We start from the raw sequence: 17660 nt of genomic DNA on the forward strand, positions 1-17660 counted from the left end.
AGCTTAGGCACAAGTTACAGGCTTCGGCAATTTTATTGCGGAAGCCCTGGCGTGCCGCTGCGGGTCAGCCGCGGAACAGCCCGCCGAGGATGCCGCGGACCAGCTGCGCGCCGATTCCCTGCGAGCGCCGCCCGCGCCCGCCGAAGATCTCGCGCCCGACCTCGTTGGCGACCTGCCGCCCGAGCGACGAGGCCGCCGCGCGCCCGGCCGAGGTCGCCGCCTTGGTCCAGGGCGAGGTCGCGGTCGCCTGCGCGCGTTCGGTGGCGAGGCGGGTGCGCTCGGCCTCCTTGGCGAGCCGCGCTTCCTCCTTGAGCCGCGCCGCCTCGGCCTTGTCGGCCTCGCTCTCGGCCTGCGCCTCGGCGGCCGCGGCTACGGCTTCGTCTGCCTTGGCCTTGAGGATCTCCTCGGCCGATTCGCGGTCGATCACGGCGTCGTATTTCTCGCCGACCGCATCGGTGGCCACCAGCGTGGCCCGCTCGTCCGGAGTGAGCGGCCCGACCCGCGTGCCCGGAGCGCGGATCAGCGTGCGCTCGACCGGCGAGGGCGAGCCGTCCTCCTGCAGCACCGACACCAGCGCCTCGCCGACCTTCAGCTCGGTGATCGCCGTCGCGACGTCGACATCCGGGTTGGCGCGGAAGGTCTCCGCTGCCGAGCGCACCGCCTTGGCGTCCTTGGGCGTGAACGCGCGTAGCGCATGCTGCACCCGGTTGCCGAGCTGGCCGGCGACGTCCTCGGGGATGTCGATCGGGTTCTGGGTGACGAAATAGACGCCGACGCCCTTCGAGCGGATCAGCCGCACGACCTGCTCGATCTTCTGGAGCAGCGCCTCGGGCGCGCCGTCGAACAGCAGATGCGCCTCGTCGAAGAAGAAGACCAGCTTCGGCTTGTCGGGGTCGCCGATCTCGGGAAGCGTCTCGAACAGCTCGGACAGCATCCACAGCAGGAAGCTGCCATAGAGGCGCGGGCTCGCCATCAGCTTGTCGGCGGCGAGGATGTTGACCACCCCGCGCCCGCGCTCGTCGGTGCGGATGAACTCGCTGATGTCGAGCGCCGGCTCGCCGAAGAAATGTTCGGCGCCCTGCGTGCGCAGCTGGAGCAGCTGGCGCTGGATCGTCCCGACGCTCGCCTTGGTGATATTGCCGAACTTGGTCGACAGCTCGGCGGCACGCTCGGCGCAATGCGCGAGCATCGCCTGGAGATCGTCGAGGTCGAGCAGCAGCAGCCCTTCCTCGTCGGCGACATGGAAGGCAACGGTGAGCACGCCTTCCTGCGTCTCGTTGAGATCGAGCAGCCGCGCGAGCAGCAGCGGGCCCATTTCGGAGACGGTGGCGCGGATCGGGTGGCCCTTCTCGCCGAACAGATCCCAGAGCTGCACCGGCAGCGCGTCGTAGCGCCATTCGGCGTCACCGATTTCCTGTGCGCGCCTGGCGAAGATATCGTGTGTCTTCGCGGTCGGCGATCCGGCCATGCCGAGCCCCGAAAGATCGCCTTTCACGTCGGAAACGAACACCGGCACGCCGGCGGCCGAGAAGCCCTCGGCCAGCACCTGCAGCGTCACGGTCTTGCCGGTGCCGGTGGCGCCGGCGATCAGCCCGTGGCGATTGGCGCGGCGCAGGACCAGCTCCTGCCGGGCGCCGCCTGCCGTGCCCACGAAAATGCCCGTCTCTCCCGCCATACCGAACTCCTTCTCAGAAGGCCGGTTCTACGAAAGAAACGGGCATTAGTCAGCCGTTCAAGGCTGTCGATCAGCCGGGAATTTGCACCGTCACATAGCGGCCGAGCCCGCGGCGCTGGACGAACAGCAAAACTTGCTTGCTGCCGCCGCTCTTCGCCTGACCGACGATCCGCGCCAGATCCGCGGCGGTGCGCACCGGTACGCGGTTCGCCGTGGTGATGAGGTCGCCGCGGGTCAGGCCCTTGCCGGCAGCGTCGCTGCTCGCGTCGACGCCGAGCACGACAACGCCCTGCGCATTGGCATCGGCGCCGATGGTGCGTGCGATCTGCGGCGTCAGCGGGGTGACCGCGATGCCGAGCGACGCCGCGCCCATCGTCTCCTGATCCTGCGGATTGGCGTCATTGTCCTCGAGGTCGAACTGCTGCGCGAGCTGCTCCTCGGGCGGACGGGTGCCCACGGTGACGGTAACCGTCTGGCGCTTGCCGTCGCGGATCAGGTCGATCGGAATGCGCGCGCCCGGCGAGACATTGGCGACGAGATAGCTCAGCGTCTGATCGGGCGTCACATCCTGGTTGTTCACCCGGACGATCACGTCGCCCTGGCGGATGCCGGCCTTCTCGGCAGCCTGGCCCGGCTCGACGCGCGCGACGATCGTGCCGGTGTTCTTCGGCACGCCGAACGATTCGGCGAGGTCGGCGGTCAGGTCCTGCATCTGGATGCCCAGATAGCCGCGGGTGATCGAACTGCCCTTCATCAGCGTCTCGACGATCGGCTTGGCCTGCTCGGCGGGGATCGCGAAACCGATGCCGACATTGCCGCCGGTGGGCGACAGGATCTGCGAGTTGATGCCGATGACGTTGCCCTTGAGGTCGAACATCGGGCCGCCCGAATTGCCGCGATTGATCGAGGCGTCGGTCTGCAGGAAGCGGTCATAGGCGCCGCCCTGCCCGGTGACGCGGTGCGTCGCCGAGATGATCCCGGCGGTCACCGAGCCGCCGAGGCCGAACGGATTACCGATCGCGACCACCCAATCGCCGACGCGCGCCTCGCGCGAATCGCCGAAGCGGACGAAGGGCAGGTTGTTGCCTTCGATCTTGAGCACGGCGAGGTCCGACTGGACGTCGCGGCCGATCAGCTTGGCCTTGAACTCGCGGCGATCGGGGAAGGTGACGGTGATCGATTCGACCACCGCGCCGCGCTGGCCGGCGGAGATCACGTGATTGTTGGTGACGACATAGCCGTCGGCCGAGATCACGAAGCCCGAGCCGAGCGATTCGGCCTGGCGGGTCACCGGCTGGCCGCCCTGCTGGCCGGGGACGAGGCCCTCGAACGGGGTGCCCGCGAACGGATTGGTGTTCACCTGCACGCGCTGCGTGGTCGAGATGTTGACCACCGCGGGCTGGAGCTTGGCGACCATGTCGGCGAAGCTCATCGGCGCGCCGGCACGGGGGGCGCTTGCCTGGATCGCTCCCGGCTCGTTCTGCGCGGTTTGCGCGCCGGCGGGCTGGTGCAGCGTCATGGCGGTGGCGGCGCCACCCAGGGCAAGGGCAGTGGTAAGAGCGTAGACGTAACGCACGTGGACGAATCCTCTCAGGGAACGGGGTAGCATTCGGCTCAGCTTGTCGCGCCCGATTGCTGAACGCCGATTGAATATGAACGAAGATGCAGGATCATCGTTGCCCCATGAACTCGCGCAGATAGCTGTTCTGGGGCGACAGGACGATCGCAGTGTCGCCCTTGCCCTCGCCCTGGGCGAGGAAGGTCGTCCGGTACGACTGCATCGCGCGGTAGAAGTCGTAAAAGGCCGGATCCTTGTTGAACGCCGCGGCATAGACCTGCGCGGCCTGCGCCTGCGCGGTGGCGCGGATGATCTGCGCTTCCTTCAGGCCCTGTGCCTTGATCGTCGCCGCTTCCTGCCGGCGCGCCGTCGCCATGCGATTGAGCGCGCTGTCGAGCGGCGATCCGCTCGGCAGCTCGGTCTGCTTGATGCGCACGTCGACGATCTCGACGCCATATTGGCTGGCGAGCCGCTGGAGCGCGGCCTGGATGTTGTCCATCACCTCGCCCCGCTCGGGGCTGAGCAGGGTCGCCGAGGTGCGCTTGCCGAGCTCGTTGCGCAGCGACGAGCCGAACAGAGGCTGGAGCTGATCGCGCACCCGCTCCTCATTTCCGACGGTGACCACCATCCGCAGCGGATCGACCACGCGGAAGCGCGCATAGGCGTCGACCTCGAGGCGGAGCTGATCGGTCGAGAGGACCTGCTGGTTGGGCAGATCGATGTCGAGCATCCGCTTGTCGACCCACACTACACGATCGACGAACGGGATGCGGAAGATCGGCCCGGCCTGGGTATGGCCGAATTGCTCGTCGGGCCGATAGGCGTTGATCGTCCGGAGCGGCTGCTCGAGGCGGAGGATCACGACCTGCTTGCTCTCGGGGACGATCGCGATCGTGCTCATGATCACCACGAGCACGAGGATGACGCCGATCGCGATGCCGATCGGGCTGCGGAACCAGCTGGCGGTCATCGCGCTGCTCCTCCCTGCGGCGTGGCCCGGACGGTGGCGTCCGCGGGGGGCGTGCCGCCGCCGCCGCGCAGCGCGGGAAGCGGGAGGAAGGGCGAGATGCCGGGCGCCTCGACGATCGTCTTGTTGGTACGCGAGAGAACCTGTTCCATCGTCTCGTAATACATGCGGCGGCGCGTCACTTCGGGCGCGAGCTTGTATTGTTCATAGATCTTGTCGAACTCCGCGGCTTCGCCCTGCGCCTGCGCCAGCACCTGCTGGGCATAGGCGTTGGCGTTGTTCTTGTTGGCCTGCGCTTCCTGCTGCGCGGCGGTGACTTGCTTGAAGTCCTCGTCCACGGCCTGCGGCGCGGCGGCCTTCTGGATCGCCACGCCCTGGATGCGGATACCCGAGCGATACTGGTTGAGTATGTCCTGGATCTTGGTCTGCACCTCGCCTTCGATGCGGGCGCGGCCATTGCCGATCGCTTCGTTGAGCGTGGTCGTCGCGATCACCGCGCGCATCGCGCTCTCCGCGGTGGCGCGCACCGTGTCTTCGGGCTTGGCGATCTGGAATTTATAGTCGACCGCGCTCGCGATGTCCCAGCGCACCGAATAAGCGAGGTCGACGATGTTCTGGTCGCCGGTGAGCATCAGATTCTCGCCGCTCGGCGGAAAGCTTTCGCTGCGGATGTTCGCCACGTCGACGACATCGACCAGCTGGAGCGGCGCGGGGAGCGTCAGCCGCACGCCGGGAGTGAGCGTGCTCGAATAGCTTCCGAGCGTGGTCACCACGCCGCGCTCGCGAGGGCCGATCGGATGGATGCTGGTGTAGAGAACCCAGATCAGCAGCAGCGCGCCGATGACCAGCATCCACAGCCGGCTGCCGGTGGGAAAGCCCGGAACGCCCGGCCCGCCACCACCGCCGCGCGCGCGTCGCAGCAACTCGTCGAGGCTGGTCGCGCCGGGGCGGGGGCGCTTGCCGTCGGGTGGGAACGACCAGGGATTGCGCGGGCCACCGCCGCCGCCGCCATTGCCCGAGCCGCCGCCATTGCCGGAGCCGCCGCCGCTTCCGCCGCCGCTGCCCCACGGACTCTTGGGGGCTTCGTTCTTGAAGATGCCGGCCAGTCCGCGCCAGCCCGATAGGTTCACCATGCCTGCCTTTATAAGTGCGCCTACGCGGATTTACAGTGGCAGCCGCCGATTGTGCGCCTATCTGGCGCGTAATGACTGACCAAGAGAGTTTGAAAGCCGCGCTGACGCCGATCGCCGCGGGCCGCGCCACCGTCCGGATCGAGGCGGGAAGGGCGAGCATCGTCCTCGACGTCACCGGGCTCGGCAAGGCGGCCGGCGAGGAGCTGGAAGCCGATGTGCGCCGTGTCGCCGAGGCGGTTCCGGGCGTGGCGGAAGTGCGCGTGCTGCTCACCAGCGAGCGGCGCACGCGGCGGCTGATCGCGGTAGCGAGCGGCAAGGGCGGGGTGGGCAAGTCCACTGTTGCCGCGAATCTCGCGATCGCGCTGGCGAGGCGCGGGCGGCGGGTCGGGCTGGTCGATGCCGATATCTACGGGCCGTCGCAGACCCGGCTGCTCGGCGTCGACGGCATCCGGCCCGACGCGCGTGAGAAGACCCTCATTCCGGTCCAGACCAAATTCGGCGTGCCCTTGCTCTCGATGGGCGGGCTGGTCGTCGAGGGACAGGCGATCGCGTGGCGCGGTTCGATGGCCGGCGGCGCGCTCGGCCAGATGGTCGATGGCGATTGGGGCGACGCGGAGGTGCTCATCCTCGATCTGCCGCCCGGCACCGGCGATCTCCAGCTCACCATGGTCCAGAAGCACAAGCCCGCGGGCGCGATCATCGTGTCGACGCCGCAGGATCTCGCGCTGATCGACGCCACCCGCGCGATCGACCTGTTCAACAAGGTCAACGTGCCGATCGTCGGAGTGATCGAGAACATGGCGGGCTATGCCTGCCCGCATTGCGGCGAGGTTTCGGATCCGTTCGGCAGCGGCGGCGCCGAGGCGGCGGCGGCGAAGATGGGGCTGCCGTTCCTCGGCCGGGTGCCGCTCGAGCTGGCGATCCGCACCGCGTCGGATGCCGGCGATCCGCCCGCCGCCGGGAACGGGCCGCAGGCGGAGACGTTCGCCGCATTGGCGGCGCGGCTGGATGACTGGCTCGCCCGAAACGGAGGCTGACGATGCCGCTCACGCGCGACGAGGATATTCGCCAATTGCTCGAGGAGACGCGGACGATCGCGATGATCGGCGCGTCGGACCGGCCCGATCGGCCGAGCTATGGCGTGATGGCCTATCTCCAGAGCCGCGGCTACCGGGTGATTCCGGTCAATCCGCAGATCACCGGCGAGCATATCCATGGCGAGTTCGTGTTCCGCGAGCTCGCCCAGATCGGCGAGCCGATCGACATGGTCGACATCTTCCGCCGCCCGATCGCGGCGGGCGAGGCCGTCGACGAGGCGATCGCCGCGGGTGCGAAGTCGGTCTGGCTGCAGATCGGCGTGATCAACGCGGAGGCGGCCGCGCGCGCCGAAGCCGCCGGGCTCAAGGTGGTGATGGATCGCTGCCCCAAGATCGACATTCCGCGACTGGGCGTGCCGCGCGTCGGCGGGGCACACTAGCCCAAAAAATCCTCCCTCGCGCAGCGGGGGAGGGGGACCACGAAGTGGTGGAGGGGGCGCCTCCGCGCGCGACGTTCTCGTGGAGAGTCCCCCTCCGTCGCCTTCGGCGCCACCTCCCCCGCTGCGCGAGGGAGGATCAGAGCCGCCCCAGCACCCCGATCAGCGCCTCGAGGTCGCGCGCGTCCTGGTACAGCCCGAATCCGATTCGCAGCACGTCGCCGCGGACATCGACGATCACATCCTCGGCCTCGAGCTGCGCCTTCCACCGCGCCGCATGCGGCGATCGCAGCGCCAGAAACCGCGCCGGCGATCCCGGATTGAGCAATTCGGCCTCGATCGGCAGCGCGGCGAGCAGCGCGTCGCGCAACCCCGCCGCATGCGCGGCGACGTCCGCGGTGGTCAATCCCTCCTGCCGCAGCATGTCGCGCACCGCGACGAATCGGTAGATCCCGGAGGGATCGAAGGTCGCCCCCAGAAACCGCCGCGCATCGGGCGCGTAGCCCACGCTGCCCGGCGGCAACGAAAGATCGTCGAATTCAGCATACCAGCCCGTGACTTCGGGGCGCGGTCCATAGCCCGGCGGCGCGTGGAGAAAGGCGCATCCTTCGCCTGCCATCGCATATTTGTAGCCCCCGGCGAGGTAGAAGATCCGATCGGCGACTGCCGACAGATCGGTCTCGAGCGCCATGAAGCCGTGATAGCCGTCGATCACCACCCAGGGCCCGTCGGGCCGCGCCAGCGCCGCGAGCTCGGCGATCCGCTCGAACACATGGCCGGTGCCGAACTGGACCTGGCTCACGAAGATCAGATCGTGCGCGCCCATGCGCGCGGTCTCCACCAGCGCGTCGAGCGGAACGCGATGGACGCGCGCCGTGCCCGCTTCCTCCCAGCGCGCGCTCTGCCGCCGGAAGCTGTGGAACTCGCCGTCGCTGGCAAGGATGCGCAGCGGCCGCTTCGGCAGCGCCGAGGCGATGCGCAGCAGCAGTTCGTGCGTGTTGGGCGCAAACACCACGGTGGAGGGATCGGGAAGCCGCAGCTCGTTCGCGACATGGGCCTGCGCGGCGGGCCAGATCTCGCCCATCACCCGTTCCCATTTGCGGTCGGCGAGGCGCACCCCGTCCTCCCATGCGGCAAGCTGGCCGACATAGGAGGCGTCGGGCCAGAGATGATGGCTGTGCGCGGCGAAGTGGAGCCGCTCGGGCGCCGCGGCGATCGCGCGCTGGAACAGGCGCTTGTAGCTGACGGTCACAATTGCGTCCGCAGCGACCACAGCTCGGGAAAAGCGCGCTTCTTGAGCGTCGATTCGAGATAGGGCACGCCGGGCGTGCCGCCGGTGCCCTGCTTCATCCCGATCACCCGGCTCACGGTGAGCACGTGCTTGTGCCGCCACGTCGCCATCGCGTCGTCGATATCGACCAGCTTCTCGGCGAGCTGGTAGAGATCCCAATGGGTGTGCGGGTCGCGATAGACCTGCCCCCAGGCGTCCTCGACGCCCTGGCTCGGCGCATAGGGCTGGGGCCAGTCCCGGTCGAGCGCCGCGGCGGGCACGGCGAACCCGGCTGCGGCGAGCGCGGCATTGGCGTCGTCCCACAGGCTCGGCCCGGCGGCATAAAGCTGGGTGAGCGTTCCGGGCGCGCCGCCGCCGCGCACGCCCAGCAAGGTCTCGACCGCGCGGAACTGATCCGACTGGAAGCCCGAGCTGGGGCCGAGCACCTCGCGGAAGCGCGTATAGTCGCTCGGCGTCATCGTCGCGAGCACGTCCCAGCTCAGCGTCATCACCGCCTGAATCCGGCTGATCCGCGCGAGATTCTTGTACGCCTCGATCAGCCGGCCCTCGCGGACCAGCGCCTTGGCCGGCAGCAGCTCGGCGAGGATCTGCTTGAGCCACAGCTCCTTGGTCTGGTGGATGATGATGAACAGCAATTCGTCGTCGCGGTCCGACAGCGGATGCTGCGCGGCGAGCAGCTGGTCGAGCGCGAGATAGCGCCCATAGGTCATGGGTTCGGTCATGAACCGCTCCTACGTCATCCCGCCACCGCTACGAAAGCCGTAACGCGCGAAACTATCTCAGTCGCGCAGCAGCTCGTTGATCCCGGTCTTGCTGCGCGTCTGCGCGTCGACGGTCTTGACGATCACCGCGCAGTAGAGCGCCGGCTTGCCGTCGCCGCCGCCGATCGTGCCGGGGACCACCACCGAATAAGGCGGCACGTGCCCGCGATGCACTTCGCCGGTGGCGCGGTCGATGATCTTGGTCGAGGCGCCGAGATAGACGCCCATCGACAGCACCGCGCCCTCGCCGACGCGGACGCCCTCCGCGACTTCGGCGCGCGCGCCGATGAACGCGCCGTCGCCGATGATCACCGGATCGGCCTGGAGCGGCTCGAGCACGCCGCCGATGCCGACGCCGCCCGAGAGGTGGACGTTCTTGCCGATCTGCGCGCAGCTGCCGACCGTCGCCCAGCCATCGACCATCGAGCCTTCGCCGACATAGGCGCCGATATTGACGAAGCTCGGCATCAGCACCGCGCCCCTGCTGATATGCGCGCCGTGGCGGACGATGCTGCCCGGCACCGCGCGGAAGCCCGCCTCGCGGAAGGCGGTCTCGCCCCAGCCGGCGAACTTGGACGGCACCTTGTCGAACCAGTTGGCGCCGCCGGGGCCCTCCATCACGACATTGTCGTTGAGCCGGAAGCTGAGCAGCACCGCCTTTTTCAGCCACTGGTTGACCTGCCAGCCGCCCTCGGCGGTCGGCTCGGCCACCCGCGCTGCGCCGCGATCGAGCAGGTTGAGCGCCTCGGCGACGGCTTCGCGCACCGCGCCTTCCGTCGCGAAACCGAGATTGGCCCGGTCTTCCCAGGCGGCGTCGATGGTTGCGGCGAGGTCGGTCACGTCAATCCTCCAATATCGCATGGAGCCAGGCTCCAAGGTCGGTCACGGTATAGTCGATGAAGCTGCGGTCGTGGTCGGGCGCCTGCTCGGAGCCATTGTCGATCCAGACCGTGGTCATGCCGATCGCCTTGGCCGGCTTGAGGTTGCGGGCCATGTCCTCGACGAACAGCGATTGGGCGGGATCGAGTCCATAGGCCTCGCACAGGCCCTGATAGGCGAGCGGATCGGGCTTGGGGCGGTATTGCGTCGCATGGACGTCGTGGATCGCCTCGAACGTTTCGGCGAGGCCGAGCTTGTCGAGCACCTTCGCTGCATAGGGCGCGTCGCCATTGGTGAAGACCAGCTTGCGGCCGGGCAGCCGCGCCAGCGCCTCGATCAGCGCCTCGTTGCGATCGAGCACGCTCATGTCGATGTCGTGGACGTCGGCGAGATAGTGATGCGGGTCGACGCCATGCTCGGCCATCAGCCCCGACAGCGTCGTGCCATGGGCGTGGAAATAGCCCTTCTGGATGCGATGCGCTTCCTCGGGCGAGCAGTTCAGCAACGCGCGGACATATTCGCCGATCCGCGCGTCTATCATCGCGAACAGATTCGCGCTCACCGGGTAGAGCGTGTTGTCCAGATCGAAGATCCAGTTGCGGATATGGCTAAGCTCGGGAAGCATCGGACCGGGGCTCTACGGAGTGGACGCCACAGCCGCAAGGCGGCAGGGAGGATTACAGTTAACGCACGGTAAAGGCTGCACATTCTATACGCGCTGCCGGGCGGTTTCAGCAGAGGTGAGCGGTATGCGGGCGGTTTTCCACGCGCGATTGATGCAGGGCGCCGCGATCGGCGGGTTGCTTGCGCTCACGGCGTGCGGCGGTGGCAGCAGCAGGCCGGCGCCGATGCCCGCGCCGGTGCCGACCCCCGCGCCCGTTCCGACACCCACTCCCACGCCGGTCCCGACGCCGACGCCGACTCCGGTGCCGACGCCCACTCCAACGCCGTCCGCCAGCTATGACACCGCCGAATATCGCGCGACGATCGGCGCGATCTCGATGAACGCGCTTATCGCCTATACCCATGGCGGCACCGGCGCCGGCATCCGGGTCGGCGTGATCGACAGCGGGATCGACTTGCAGAGCGCCGAGTTCGGCGATTGCTCGGGCGGGATCGGCACCGGCTCCTGCCGCATCCTCGCTGCGTCGCGCGATACCGCCGGCAACGGCACGCTCGATGACGAAGGCGGCCATGGCACCGCGGTCGCGTTCACCATTGCCGGCCGGCGCAACGACGCGGGCACCCACGGCGTCGCCTTCGACGCGCAATTGATCGTCGCGCGTGCCGACAGCCCGGGCAGCTGCGCCACCGAGACCCCGAGCGATCCCGACAGCGGCTGCAGCTTCGGCGACAATGCCATCGCCGCGGGGCTCGACGCGGCGCGGACGGGCGGCGCGCGGGTGGTCAACATCTCGCTCGGCGGCGACGCGCCCAATGCCCGGCTGCTCCAGGCGATCGGCAACGCGACCGCGGCCGGGATCGTCATCGTGATCTCCGCCGGTAACGACGGCGAAGAGCCCGAGGGCGTCAATCCCGATCCGTTCGCCGGCGGTGCGGCCGCGAGCGCCGGCGCGCGCGGGCTGGTGATCATCGCCGGCTCGGTCAACACCGCCGATACGATCTCGGATTTCAGCAATCGCGCCGGCACCGGCGCCAGCACCTATCTCGCCGCGGTCGGCGAGCGCGTACGCGCGCCCGATCAGACCAACACGCCGCTGCTTTGGTCGGGGACGTCCTTCTCGGCGCCGCAGATCGCCGGGGCGGTCGCGCTGCTGGCGCAGGCCTTTCCCAATCTCAGCGGCGCGCAGATCGTCCAGCTGCTCTACGCCACCGCGCGCGACGTCGGCGCCGCCGGAGTCGACCCGGTCTATGGCCGCGGCGTGCTCGATCTCACGCGCGCGTTCCAGCCGGTCGGCACCACCTCGCTGGCGGGCTCGACGGGCGTGGTGTCGAGCGGCGTCAACGGCGCGCTGTCGGCGCCGATGGGCGATGCCAGCCAAGGGCCGCTCGGCGCGGTCGTGCTCGATTCGTTCGATCGTGCCTTCGCGACCGAGCTCGCGCGGACGATCGTCCGTCAGGGGCCCGCGCGTCGGCTCCCCGCGCTGATGGCGACGCGCCAGCGCAGCTTCTCGGCCGGGGTGCGCGACCTGAGCGTCGCGGTCTCGCTGATCCCCGCGCGCGACACGATCCGCATCGAGCGGCTCGGCATCGGCACGCGCGACGCCAATGTCGCGCGGATGCTCGCCGCGACCGTCAGCGGCCGGCTCGGCAGCAAGGCGCAGTTCGCGATCGGCGCGTCGGAGAGCGGCAACACGCTCACCGCGCGGCTCGCCGGCCGCGATGAGCCTGCCTTCCTCGTCGCGCGCGATCCGCTGCACAGCGCCGGCTTCGATGTCGATGTGCGCGGATCGGTCGCGGTCCGCCAGTCGCTCGGCCGCTGGGGCGTCACGCTCGCGCAGGAGCAGGGGCAGGTGCTCAGCCGGCGCGACACGCAATTCGCCGCGCTCCGCTGGGACGCGCAGCGCTCGGGCTATTGGCGCACCACGCTGGGGATCGACCGGCGCTTTGGCGGGCTTCGCGCCGGCCTGTCCTTCACCCGGCTCAGCGAGCGCGACACCGTGCTCGGCGCGCGCTTCAGCGGCGGGCTCGGGGCCGCGCGCGCGGACAGCAATTTCGTCGATCTCGGGCTGCGCTACGACCTCGGCGAAGGCTGGTCGCTCGGCGGTGCGATGCGGCAGGGCTGGACCCACGCCACGCTGCGCAGCGGCGTCGAGGGCGGGGGCGTGATCCGCACCAACGGTTTCGCCGCGGACATCGGCAAGGACGGTATCTTCGCGCCGGCCGACAGCTTCGGCTTCCGCATCGCCCAGCCGCTACGCGTCGCCAGCGGCGGCATCGGCATCGCGCTGCCCGCCGATTGGGATTACGCGACCATGGCGGTGAGCGCGTGGGATCGCGGCTTCATCAACCTCACGCCGCAGGGCCGCGAGCTCGATTACGAGCTGCGCTATGCGTGGCCGCTCGCCGGCGGCATGCTCAGCAGCAATCTGTTCCTGCGCCGCAACCCGGGCAATTTCGCCTCCTTCCCGAGCGACAAGGGCGGCGCGGTGCGGCTCACTTTGGGCTGGTAGGGGCGCCAAGTCAGTCCGGCTTGTCGGCCGCAAAGCAAAGCTTCGGGTGGCGCTTGGGCAGGGCGCCACCCATCTGCCTGCCATGACCGCCTATTCGCTGCTCGACCTCGTTCCCATCGTCCAGGGCGGCAGCGCCGCGCAGGCGCTCGCCAATGCCGCCGATCTCGCGCGCCATGCCGAGGCGCTCGGTTTCACCCGCTATTGGGTCGCCGAGCATCATGGCATGGAAGGGATCGCCAGCGCCGCCACTGCGGTGGTGATCGCGCATGTCGGCGCCGCCACGGCGACGATCCGCATCGGCTCGGGCGGGATCATGCTGCCCAATCACGCCCCGCTGCAGGTCGCCGAGCAGTTCGGCACGCTCGACGCGCTCTTCCCGGGTCGGGTCGATCTCGGGCTGGGGCGCGCGCCGGGATCCGATCAGCGCGTCGCCGCCGCGATCCGCCGCGGCTATGGCGGCGACGGCAATGATTTCCCGCAGGACGTCGTCGAGTTGCAGAGCTATTTCGCCGATGACGGCCAGACCGGCATCCGCGCGACCCCGGGGGCGGGGGCGGACGTGAAGATCTGGATCCTCGGGTCGAGCCTGTTCGGCGCGCAGCTCGCCGCCGCGCTCGGCCTGCCCTATGCCTTCGCCTCGCATTTCGCGCCGGGGCTGCTCGACGAGGCGATCTCGGTCTATCGCCGCAATTTCCGCCCCTCGGCGGTGCTCGACCAGCCCTATCTGGCGCTCGGCTTCAATGTCTTCGCCGCGGATAGCGATGCGGAGGCCGAGCTCCTCGCCAGCTCGCAGCAGCAGGCGTTCGTCGCGATCCGCACCACCGGGCGCGGCATCCAGCTGCCGCCGCCGGTGCCCGGCTATCGCGAGAGCCTCGGCGCGCAGGGCAATGCGATGCTCGATCAGGTGCTCTCGGCGAGCGCGATCGGTAGCCTCGACACGATCCGCGACCAGCTCGCCGCCTTCATCGCGCGCACCGGCGCCGACGAGCTGATCCTCACCAGCGCGATGTTCGATCATGCCGCGCGCAAGAAGAGCCTGACGATCGCCGCGGAGGCGATGCAGTCTCTATAAGCTCCTCCCTCGCGCAGCGGGGGAGGTGGCGCGCGCAGCGCGACGGAGGGGGCCTCTCCCCGCGACGTCGCCCGCGGAAGTGCCCCCTCCACCACCGCTCCGCGGCGGTCCCCCTCCCCCGCTTCGCGAGGGAGGATCAGACGGGCTGCATCGCCTCGCGATCGCGGTCGATGCGTTCGCGCGTGCTCATGAACGGCCCCACCGGCGTGCGTTCGGACGCGAAGCGCGCCAACCCGACCGGCGGCATGTCGAGATAGACCGCCTCGATCCCGTTTCGCGAATAGGCCTCGTGCCAGAAGCCCGCGCCGCCATTGTCGGCGAGGAAGCTCTTCCACCAGCCCGAATGCGGCGCGCTGCGCGTGAACGCCTCGAGGCTCTCGAGGTCGCGCCAATATTGCCGGATGCCGACATGGTTGAGGCTCCACAGGAAATTGTCGTGGCCGAGCAGCCCCTCGGGCGGGTCGCGCTGAATTTGCGTAAGGCCCCGGCCGATCCGCAGCACCGAGAAGAGGCCGCGCACGCTGCGGATGCGCAGGCCGAGCAGCACCATCACCAGATCCGGATAGCCCGAAAGATCGACCGACCGCCGCTCCACCTTGGCTTGCATTGCATGTCTCCGCTTGTTTACTGTGTAAACATTAGCGGAAGCTGCTTACGGTGTAAACATGCTGCGGGATGCGTTGGTCAAGGCGGCGCTGGATATGCTCGAGCAGGGCGAAGAGCCCAGCCTGCGCGCAGTCGCGCGGGCCGCCGGCGTCTCGGCGATGGCGCCGTACCGGCACTTCGCCGACAAGGCGGCACTGCTCTCGGCGGTCGCCGAACAGGGCTTCGCCGCACTGGCGGTGGCGCTGGTCGCCGCGGACGTCGATACCGATCCCCGCGCGGCGCTGATCGGGCAGGGGCTCGCCTATATCGCGTTCGCGCGGGCGCGGCCGGCGCTGTTCCGGCTGATGTTCGCGAGCGATTTCGCGCTCACGCTCGGCGACGATTCGGGTGCCTTCGCGACGCTCGCCGATCGGGTCGCCAGTCTCGGTGCGCGCGATCCGCAGGCGGCGACGACGCTCAGCTGGGCGACGGTGCACGGGCTGGCGATGCTGGCGCTCGACGGGCGGCTGCCCGATCTGGGCGAGGATGGCGAGCGGCGGGTGGTCGCGCTGCTCGCCGGCGCGCTCTAGGTTCAGCTCGCGGCGGGCAGCCGCAGCCGGACGAGCAACCCGCCGAGATCCTCGCTCTCCTCGAGGCTGACGGTGCCGTCATAGATTTCGGCGACGTCGCGGACGATCGCGAGCCCGAGCCCCGTACCCGGCTTGCCGCTGTCGAGCCGCACCCCGCGATCGAAGATGCGGATTCGATCGGCATCGGGAATGCCCCGGCCGTCATCCTCGACGAGGATCTCGACGAATCCCGCTTCGATCCGTGCGGTGATGAACACGCTGCCGCCGCCATATTTGGCCGCGTTCTCGACGAGGTTGCCGAGCAGATCGTCGAGGTCCTGCCGCTCGATATGCGCGACGAGATCCTTCTGCCCGTCGATGTCGATCCGCACCGCCGGGTAGAGCCGCGCCACCGCGCGCTCGACTGCCTCGATCGACGGCCAGACCATCGCGCGGCTGTGCGCGCTGCCGCGCCGGCCGACCGCGCGGGCGCGGGCGAGATGGTGGTCGATCTGGCGGCGCATCGTCCGCGCCTCGCGCAGCACGGTGGGGGCGAGGTCTTCCTGCGCCGCCGCCGCGGCGTTCATGATCACGCTGAGCGGGGTCTTGAGCGCGTGCGCGAGGTTGCCGGCGTGGCGGCGTGCCTCCTCGGCCTGGCGGTCGTTGTGCTCGACCAGCGCGTTCAATTCCTCGACCATCGGAGCGATCTCGGCGGGCATCCGGTCCTCGATCCGCTTGGCCTTGCCGGCGCGCAGCCGGGCGATCTCCTTGCGGACCTTGCGCAGCGGCAGGAGGCCGTACCAGGTCTGCAGGCCGACCATCACGATCAGCCCGAGCCCGAGCAGCACGAAGCTGCGCACCAGCGTCCGCCGCAGCGTGGCGATCTGCGCGTCGAGCCCGTCGCGGCTCTGGGCGATCTGGAACCGCCAGCGCACCGCCGAGCCGGGGAGCTTGAGGTCGCGCTCGGCAATGCGCAGCATCTGGTTGCCCGAATCGTCGCTCTCGCGGTCGGCGCGTGCGGTTTTGTCGACGAACTCGTCGCTGTTGTAGATGTGGAGGTCGCGGTCGTCGTGGCGCTGGTTGACGCGCAGCCTGCGGTCCCAGAGCGAGCGCGACTTATAGGGTTCGAACCCCTCGCCGCTGATCTGCCAATAGGCACCCGATCCGGGCTCGAGGAAGCGCTGATCGGCGAGCTCGCGGTTGTTCACCACCTCGCCGTCCGGACCCAGCTCGGCGGTGACGATCATCGAGTTGAGCAAATATTCGAGCTGCTCGTCGAAATTGCGTTCGAGTGCGTCGGTAAGGATGCGGTTGAGTCCGACGCCGCCGCCAACCAGCAGGATCATGATCCACGCCGCGGCGATGACGATCATCCGCCGGCTCACCGAGCCGGTCGCGCGCGGGGCATAGTGCCGCGGCGGCGGCTCGGTCACCGCGTCATGGTCGGGGGACGGGACGCTGTCCCCGGCTTCGGCCATGTCAGGCGCCCGCGGGTTCCTCGAGGCTGTAGCCGAGGCCCCGGATGGTGGTGATCACATCGGGCCCGAGCTTCTTGCGGATCCGCGTGACGAAGACTTCGATCGTGTTCGAATCGCGATCGAAATCCTGATCGTAGATATGCTCGATCAGCTCGGTGCGGCTGACCACCTTGCCCTTGTGGTGGAGCAGGTAGCTGAGCAGCTTGTATTCCTGCGCGGTGAGCTTGATCGGCTCGCCCGCCTTGGTGACCTTGCCCGAGCGGGTGTCGAGCCGGATGTCGCCCGCCATGAGCTCGGCCGAGGCATTGCCCGAGGCGCGGCGGATCAGCGCGCGGAGGCGGGCGATCAGCTCCTCGGTCTGGAAGGGCTTGGCGACATAGTCGTCGGCGCCTGCATCGAGCCCGGCGACCTTGTCCGACCAGCTGTCGCGCGCGGTCAGCACCAGCACGGGCGTGGTCTTGCCTTCCTTGCGCCAGCGGTCGAGCACGGTGAGCCCGTCGATCTCGGGCAGGCCGAGATCGAGGATCACGGCGTCATATTGCTCGGTCGAGCCGAGGAAATGCCCCTCCTCGCCATCGGTGGCGAGATCGACCGCATAGCCCGCGCCCTCGAGCGCGTTGCGAAGCTGCTGTCCGAGATTGGGTTCGTCCTCGACGATCAATAGCCGCATTCTAGTTCCTGCTCCCTCGCGCGTCTTCCCGCGCTCAATCGCCCGTGCGCCGGATGATGTTCCCCGTCCGCCCGTCCGCGTCGACCCAGATCACCGATCCATTGCGCAGGAACTTGAGCGTGTAAATGTCCGTGGCCGGATCATAGTCGAATCCGAGATACTGCGCCCCCGGCATGCGGGGGACGACGCGGCGCTCGATCTCGCGCACCGGCAAATTCTGGCCCTTGAGGCGGCGCTGGCTCGCGGCTTGCTGGTTGCTGTCCTGCCCCTCGGGCGGCACGCGCGCGTCGGCACCCCCGACCAGCGAGAGGGCTGCCAGGCACGCGCAGAAAACGGGCTTAACCAGCATCTTCATCCGCATGGCATAGGGTCCGGCCATTGAATAGCCCCTGAACGCCGGTGTCAGCCGACTGT

General features: G+C 69.0%; 17 protein-coding genes. 5 read left to right on the top strand and 12 right to left on the bottom strand.

The annotated features are described in order from the left end of the window. Positions 1-64 precede the first annotated feature (64 nt). From E5A74_RS11590 to hflK, 4 genes are all read right to left on the bottom strand, one after another. On the bottom strand, positions 65-1675 hold the full coding sequence (locus E5A74_RS11590; protein WP_135985016.1) for a helicase HerA-like domain-containing protein: 1611 nt from the start codon (positions 1673-1675) through the stop codon (positions 65-67). 70 nt (positions 1676-1745) lie between these two features. Then, positions 1746-3251 (bottom strand): Do family serine endopeptidase, encoded by a 1506-nt coding sequence (locus tag E5A74_RS11595; RefSeq protein ID WP_135985018.1) that lies wholly within the window; start codon positions 3249-3251, stop codon positions 1746-1748. Between the two features lie 94 nt (positions 3252-3345). After that, the gene (gene hflC, locus E5A74_RS11600; RefSeq protein WP_135985020.1) at positions 3346-4203 is read right to left on the bottom strand and encodes a protease modulator HflC; all 858 of its coding nucleotides are present in this window, start codon (positions 4201-4203) and stop codon (positions 3346-3348) included. Continuing rightward, positions 4200-5333 (bottom strand): protease modulator HflK, encoded by a 1134-nt coding sequence (gene hflK, locus E5A74_RS11605; RefSeq protein ID WP_135985022.1) that lies wholly within the window; start codon positions 5331-5333, stop codon positions 4200-4202. Before hflK ends, hflC begins: the two co-directional genes overlap by 4 nt. Positions 5334-5404: 71 nt before the next feature. Between hflK and E5A74_RS11610 the strand changes: the two genes are divergently transcribed. After that, entirely contained in the window at positions 5405-6370 is a 966-nt protein-coding gene (locus E5A74_RS11610) for an Mrp/NBP35 family ATP-binding protein (protein ID WP_135985024.1), read from the top strand. Between the two features lie 2 nt (positions 6371-6372). Further along, entirely contained in the window at positions 6373-6810 is a 438-nt protein-coding gene (locus E5A74_RS11615) for a CoA-binding protein (protein ID WP_135985026.1), read from the top strand. Positions 6811-6946: 136 nt separating this feature from the next. On the opposite strand, the gene E5A74_RS11620 is transcribed toward E5A74_RS11615, so the two are convergent. The 4 genes from E5A74_RS11620 to E5A74_RS11635 are packed head-to-tail and all read right to left on the bottom strand — an operon-like array spanning position 6947 to position 10363. Further along, the gene (locus E5A74_RS11620) at positions 6947-8059 is read right to left on the bottom strand and encodes an aminotransferase class V-fold PLP-dependent enzyme (protein ID WP_206365840.1); all 1113 of its coding nucleotides are present in this window, start codon (positions 8057-8059) and stop codon (positions 6947-6949) included. Next, positions 8056-8820, bottom strand: a complete 765-nt coding sequence (locus E5A74_RS11625; protein WP_135985031.1) for a tryptophan 2,3-dioxygenase — start codon at positions 8818-8820, stop codon at positions 8056-8058. The genes E5A74_RS11620 and E5A74_RS11625 overlap by 4 nt, the downstream gene beginning before the upstream one ends. 57 nt (positions 8821-8877) lie before the next feature. Next, positions 8878-9699, bottom strand: coding sequence for a 2,3,4,5-tetrahydropyridine-2,6-dicarboxylate N-succinyltransferase (dapD, locus tag E5A74_RS11630; RefSeq protein ID WP_135985033.1), 822 nt, complete (start codon positions 9697-9699; stop codon positions 8878-8880). Position 9700: 1 nt separating this feature from the next. Then, positions 9701-10363, bottom strand: a complete 663-nt coding sequence (locus E5A74_RS11635) for a pyrimidine 5'-nucleotidase (RefSeq protein ID WP_135985035.1) — start codon at positions 10361-10363, stop codon at positions 9701-9703. A 124-nt stretch (positions 10364-10487) separates the two neighbouring features. On the opposite strand from E5A74_RS11635, the gene E5A74_RS11640 reads away from it, so the two are divergent. Together E5A74_RS11640 and E5A74_RS11645 are read left to right on the top strand one after the other, a co-directional pair. After that, positions 10488-12872 (top strand): S8 family peptidase, encoded by a 2385-nt coding sequence (locus E5A74_RS11640; protein ID WP_240699773.1) that lies wholly within the window; start codon positions 10488-10490, stop codon positions 12870-12872. Between the two features lie 82 nt (positions 12873-12954). Further along, positions 12955-13944: an LLM class flavin-dependent oxidoreductase gene (locus E5A74_RS11645; RefSeq protein WP_135985037.1), complete on the top strand. Its 990-nt coding sequence runs from the start codon at positions 12955-12957 to the stop codon at positions 13942-13944. Between the two features lie 136 nt (positions 13945-14080). Here the strand turns inward: E5A74_RS11645 and E5A74_RS11650 are convergent, their stop codons facing one another. Next, positions 14081-14551 carry a monooxygenase family protein gene (locus E5A74_RS11650; protein ID WP_135985039.1) on the bottom strand — a complete coding sequence of 157 codons (471 nt, stop codon included), beginning with the start codon at positions 14549-14551 and terminating at the stop codon, positions 14081-14083. Positions 14552-14609: 58 nt separating this feature from the next. On the opposite strand from E5A74_RS11650, the gene E5A74_RS11655 reads away from it, so the two are divergent. Beyond that, positions 14610-15119, top strand: coding sequence for a TetR/AcrR family transcriptional regulator (locus E5A74_RS11655; RefSeq protein WP_135985041.1), 510 nt, complete (start codon positions 14610-14612; stop codon positions 15117-15119). 2 nt (positions 15120-15121) lie between these two features. Here the strand turns inward: E5A74_RS11655 and E5A74_RS11660 are convergent, their stop codons facing one another. Genes E5A74_RS11660 through E5A74_RS11670 form a run of 3 tightly spaced genes read right to left on the bottom strand, consistent with a single transcriptional unit; the run spans position 15122 to position 17601 of the window. Continuing rightward, positions 15122-16576 carry a sensor histidine kinase gene (locus E5A74_RS11660; protein ID WP_135985043.1) on the bottom strand — a complete coding sequence of 485 codons (1455 nt, stop codon included), beginning with the start codon at positions 16574-16576 and terminating at the stop codon, positions 15122-15124. A gap of 1 nt (position 16577) precedes the next feature. Then, positions 16578-17246, bottom strand: coding sequence for a response regulator transcription factor (locus tag E5A74_RS11665; protein ID WP_135985045.1), 669 nt, complete (start codon positions 17244-17246; stop codon positions 16578-16580). A gap of 34 nt (positions 17247-17280) precedes the next feature. Continuing rightward, positions 17281-17601, bottom strand: coding sequence for a hypothetical protein (locus tag E5A74_RS11670; protein WP_240699774.1), 321 nt, complete (start codon positions 17599-17601; stop codon positions 17281-17283). Positions 17602-17660: the final 59 nt, after the last annotated feature.

The sequence above is a fragment of the Sphingomonas naasensis genome (assembly GCF_004792695.1).
GTDB lineage: Bacteria > Pseudomonadota > Alphaproteobacteria > Sphingomonadales > Sphingomonadaceae > Sphingomonas > Sphingomonas naasensis.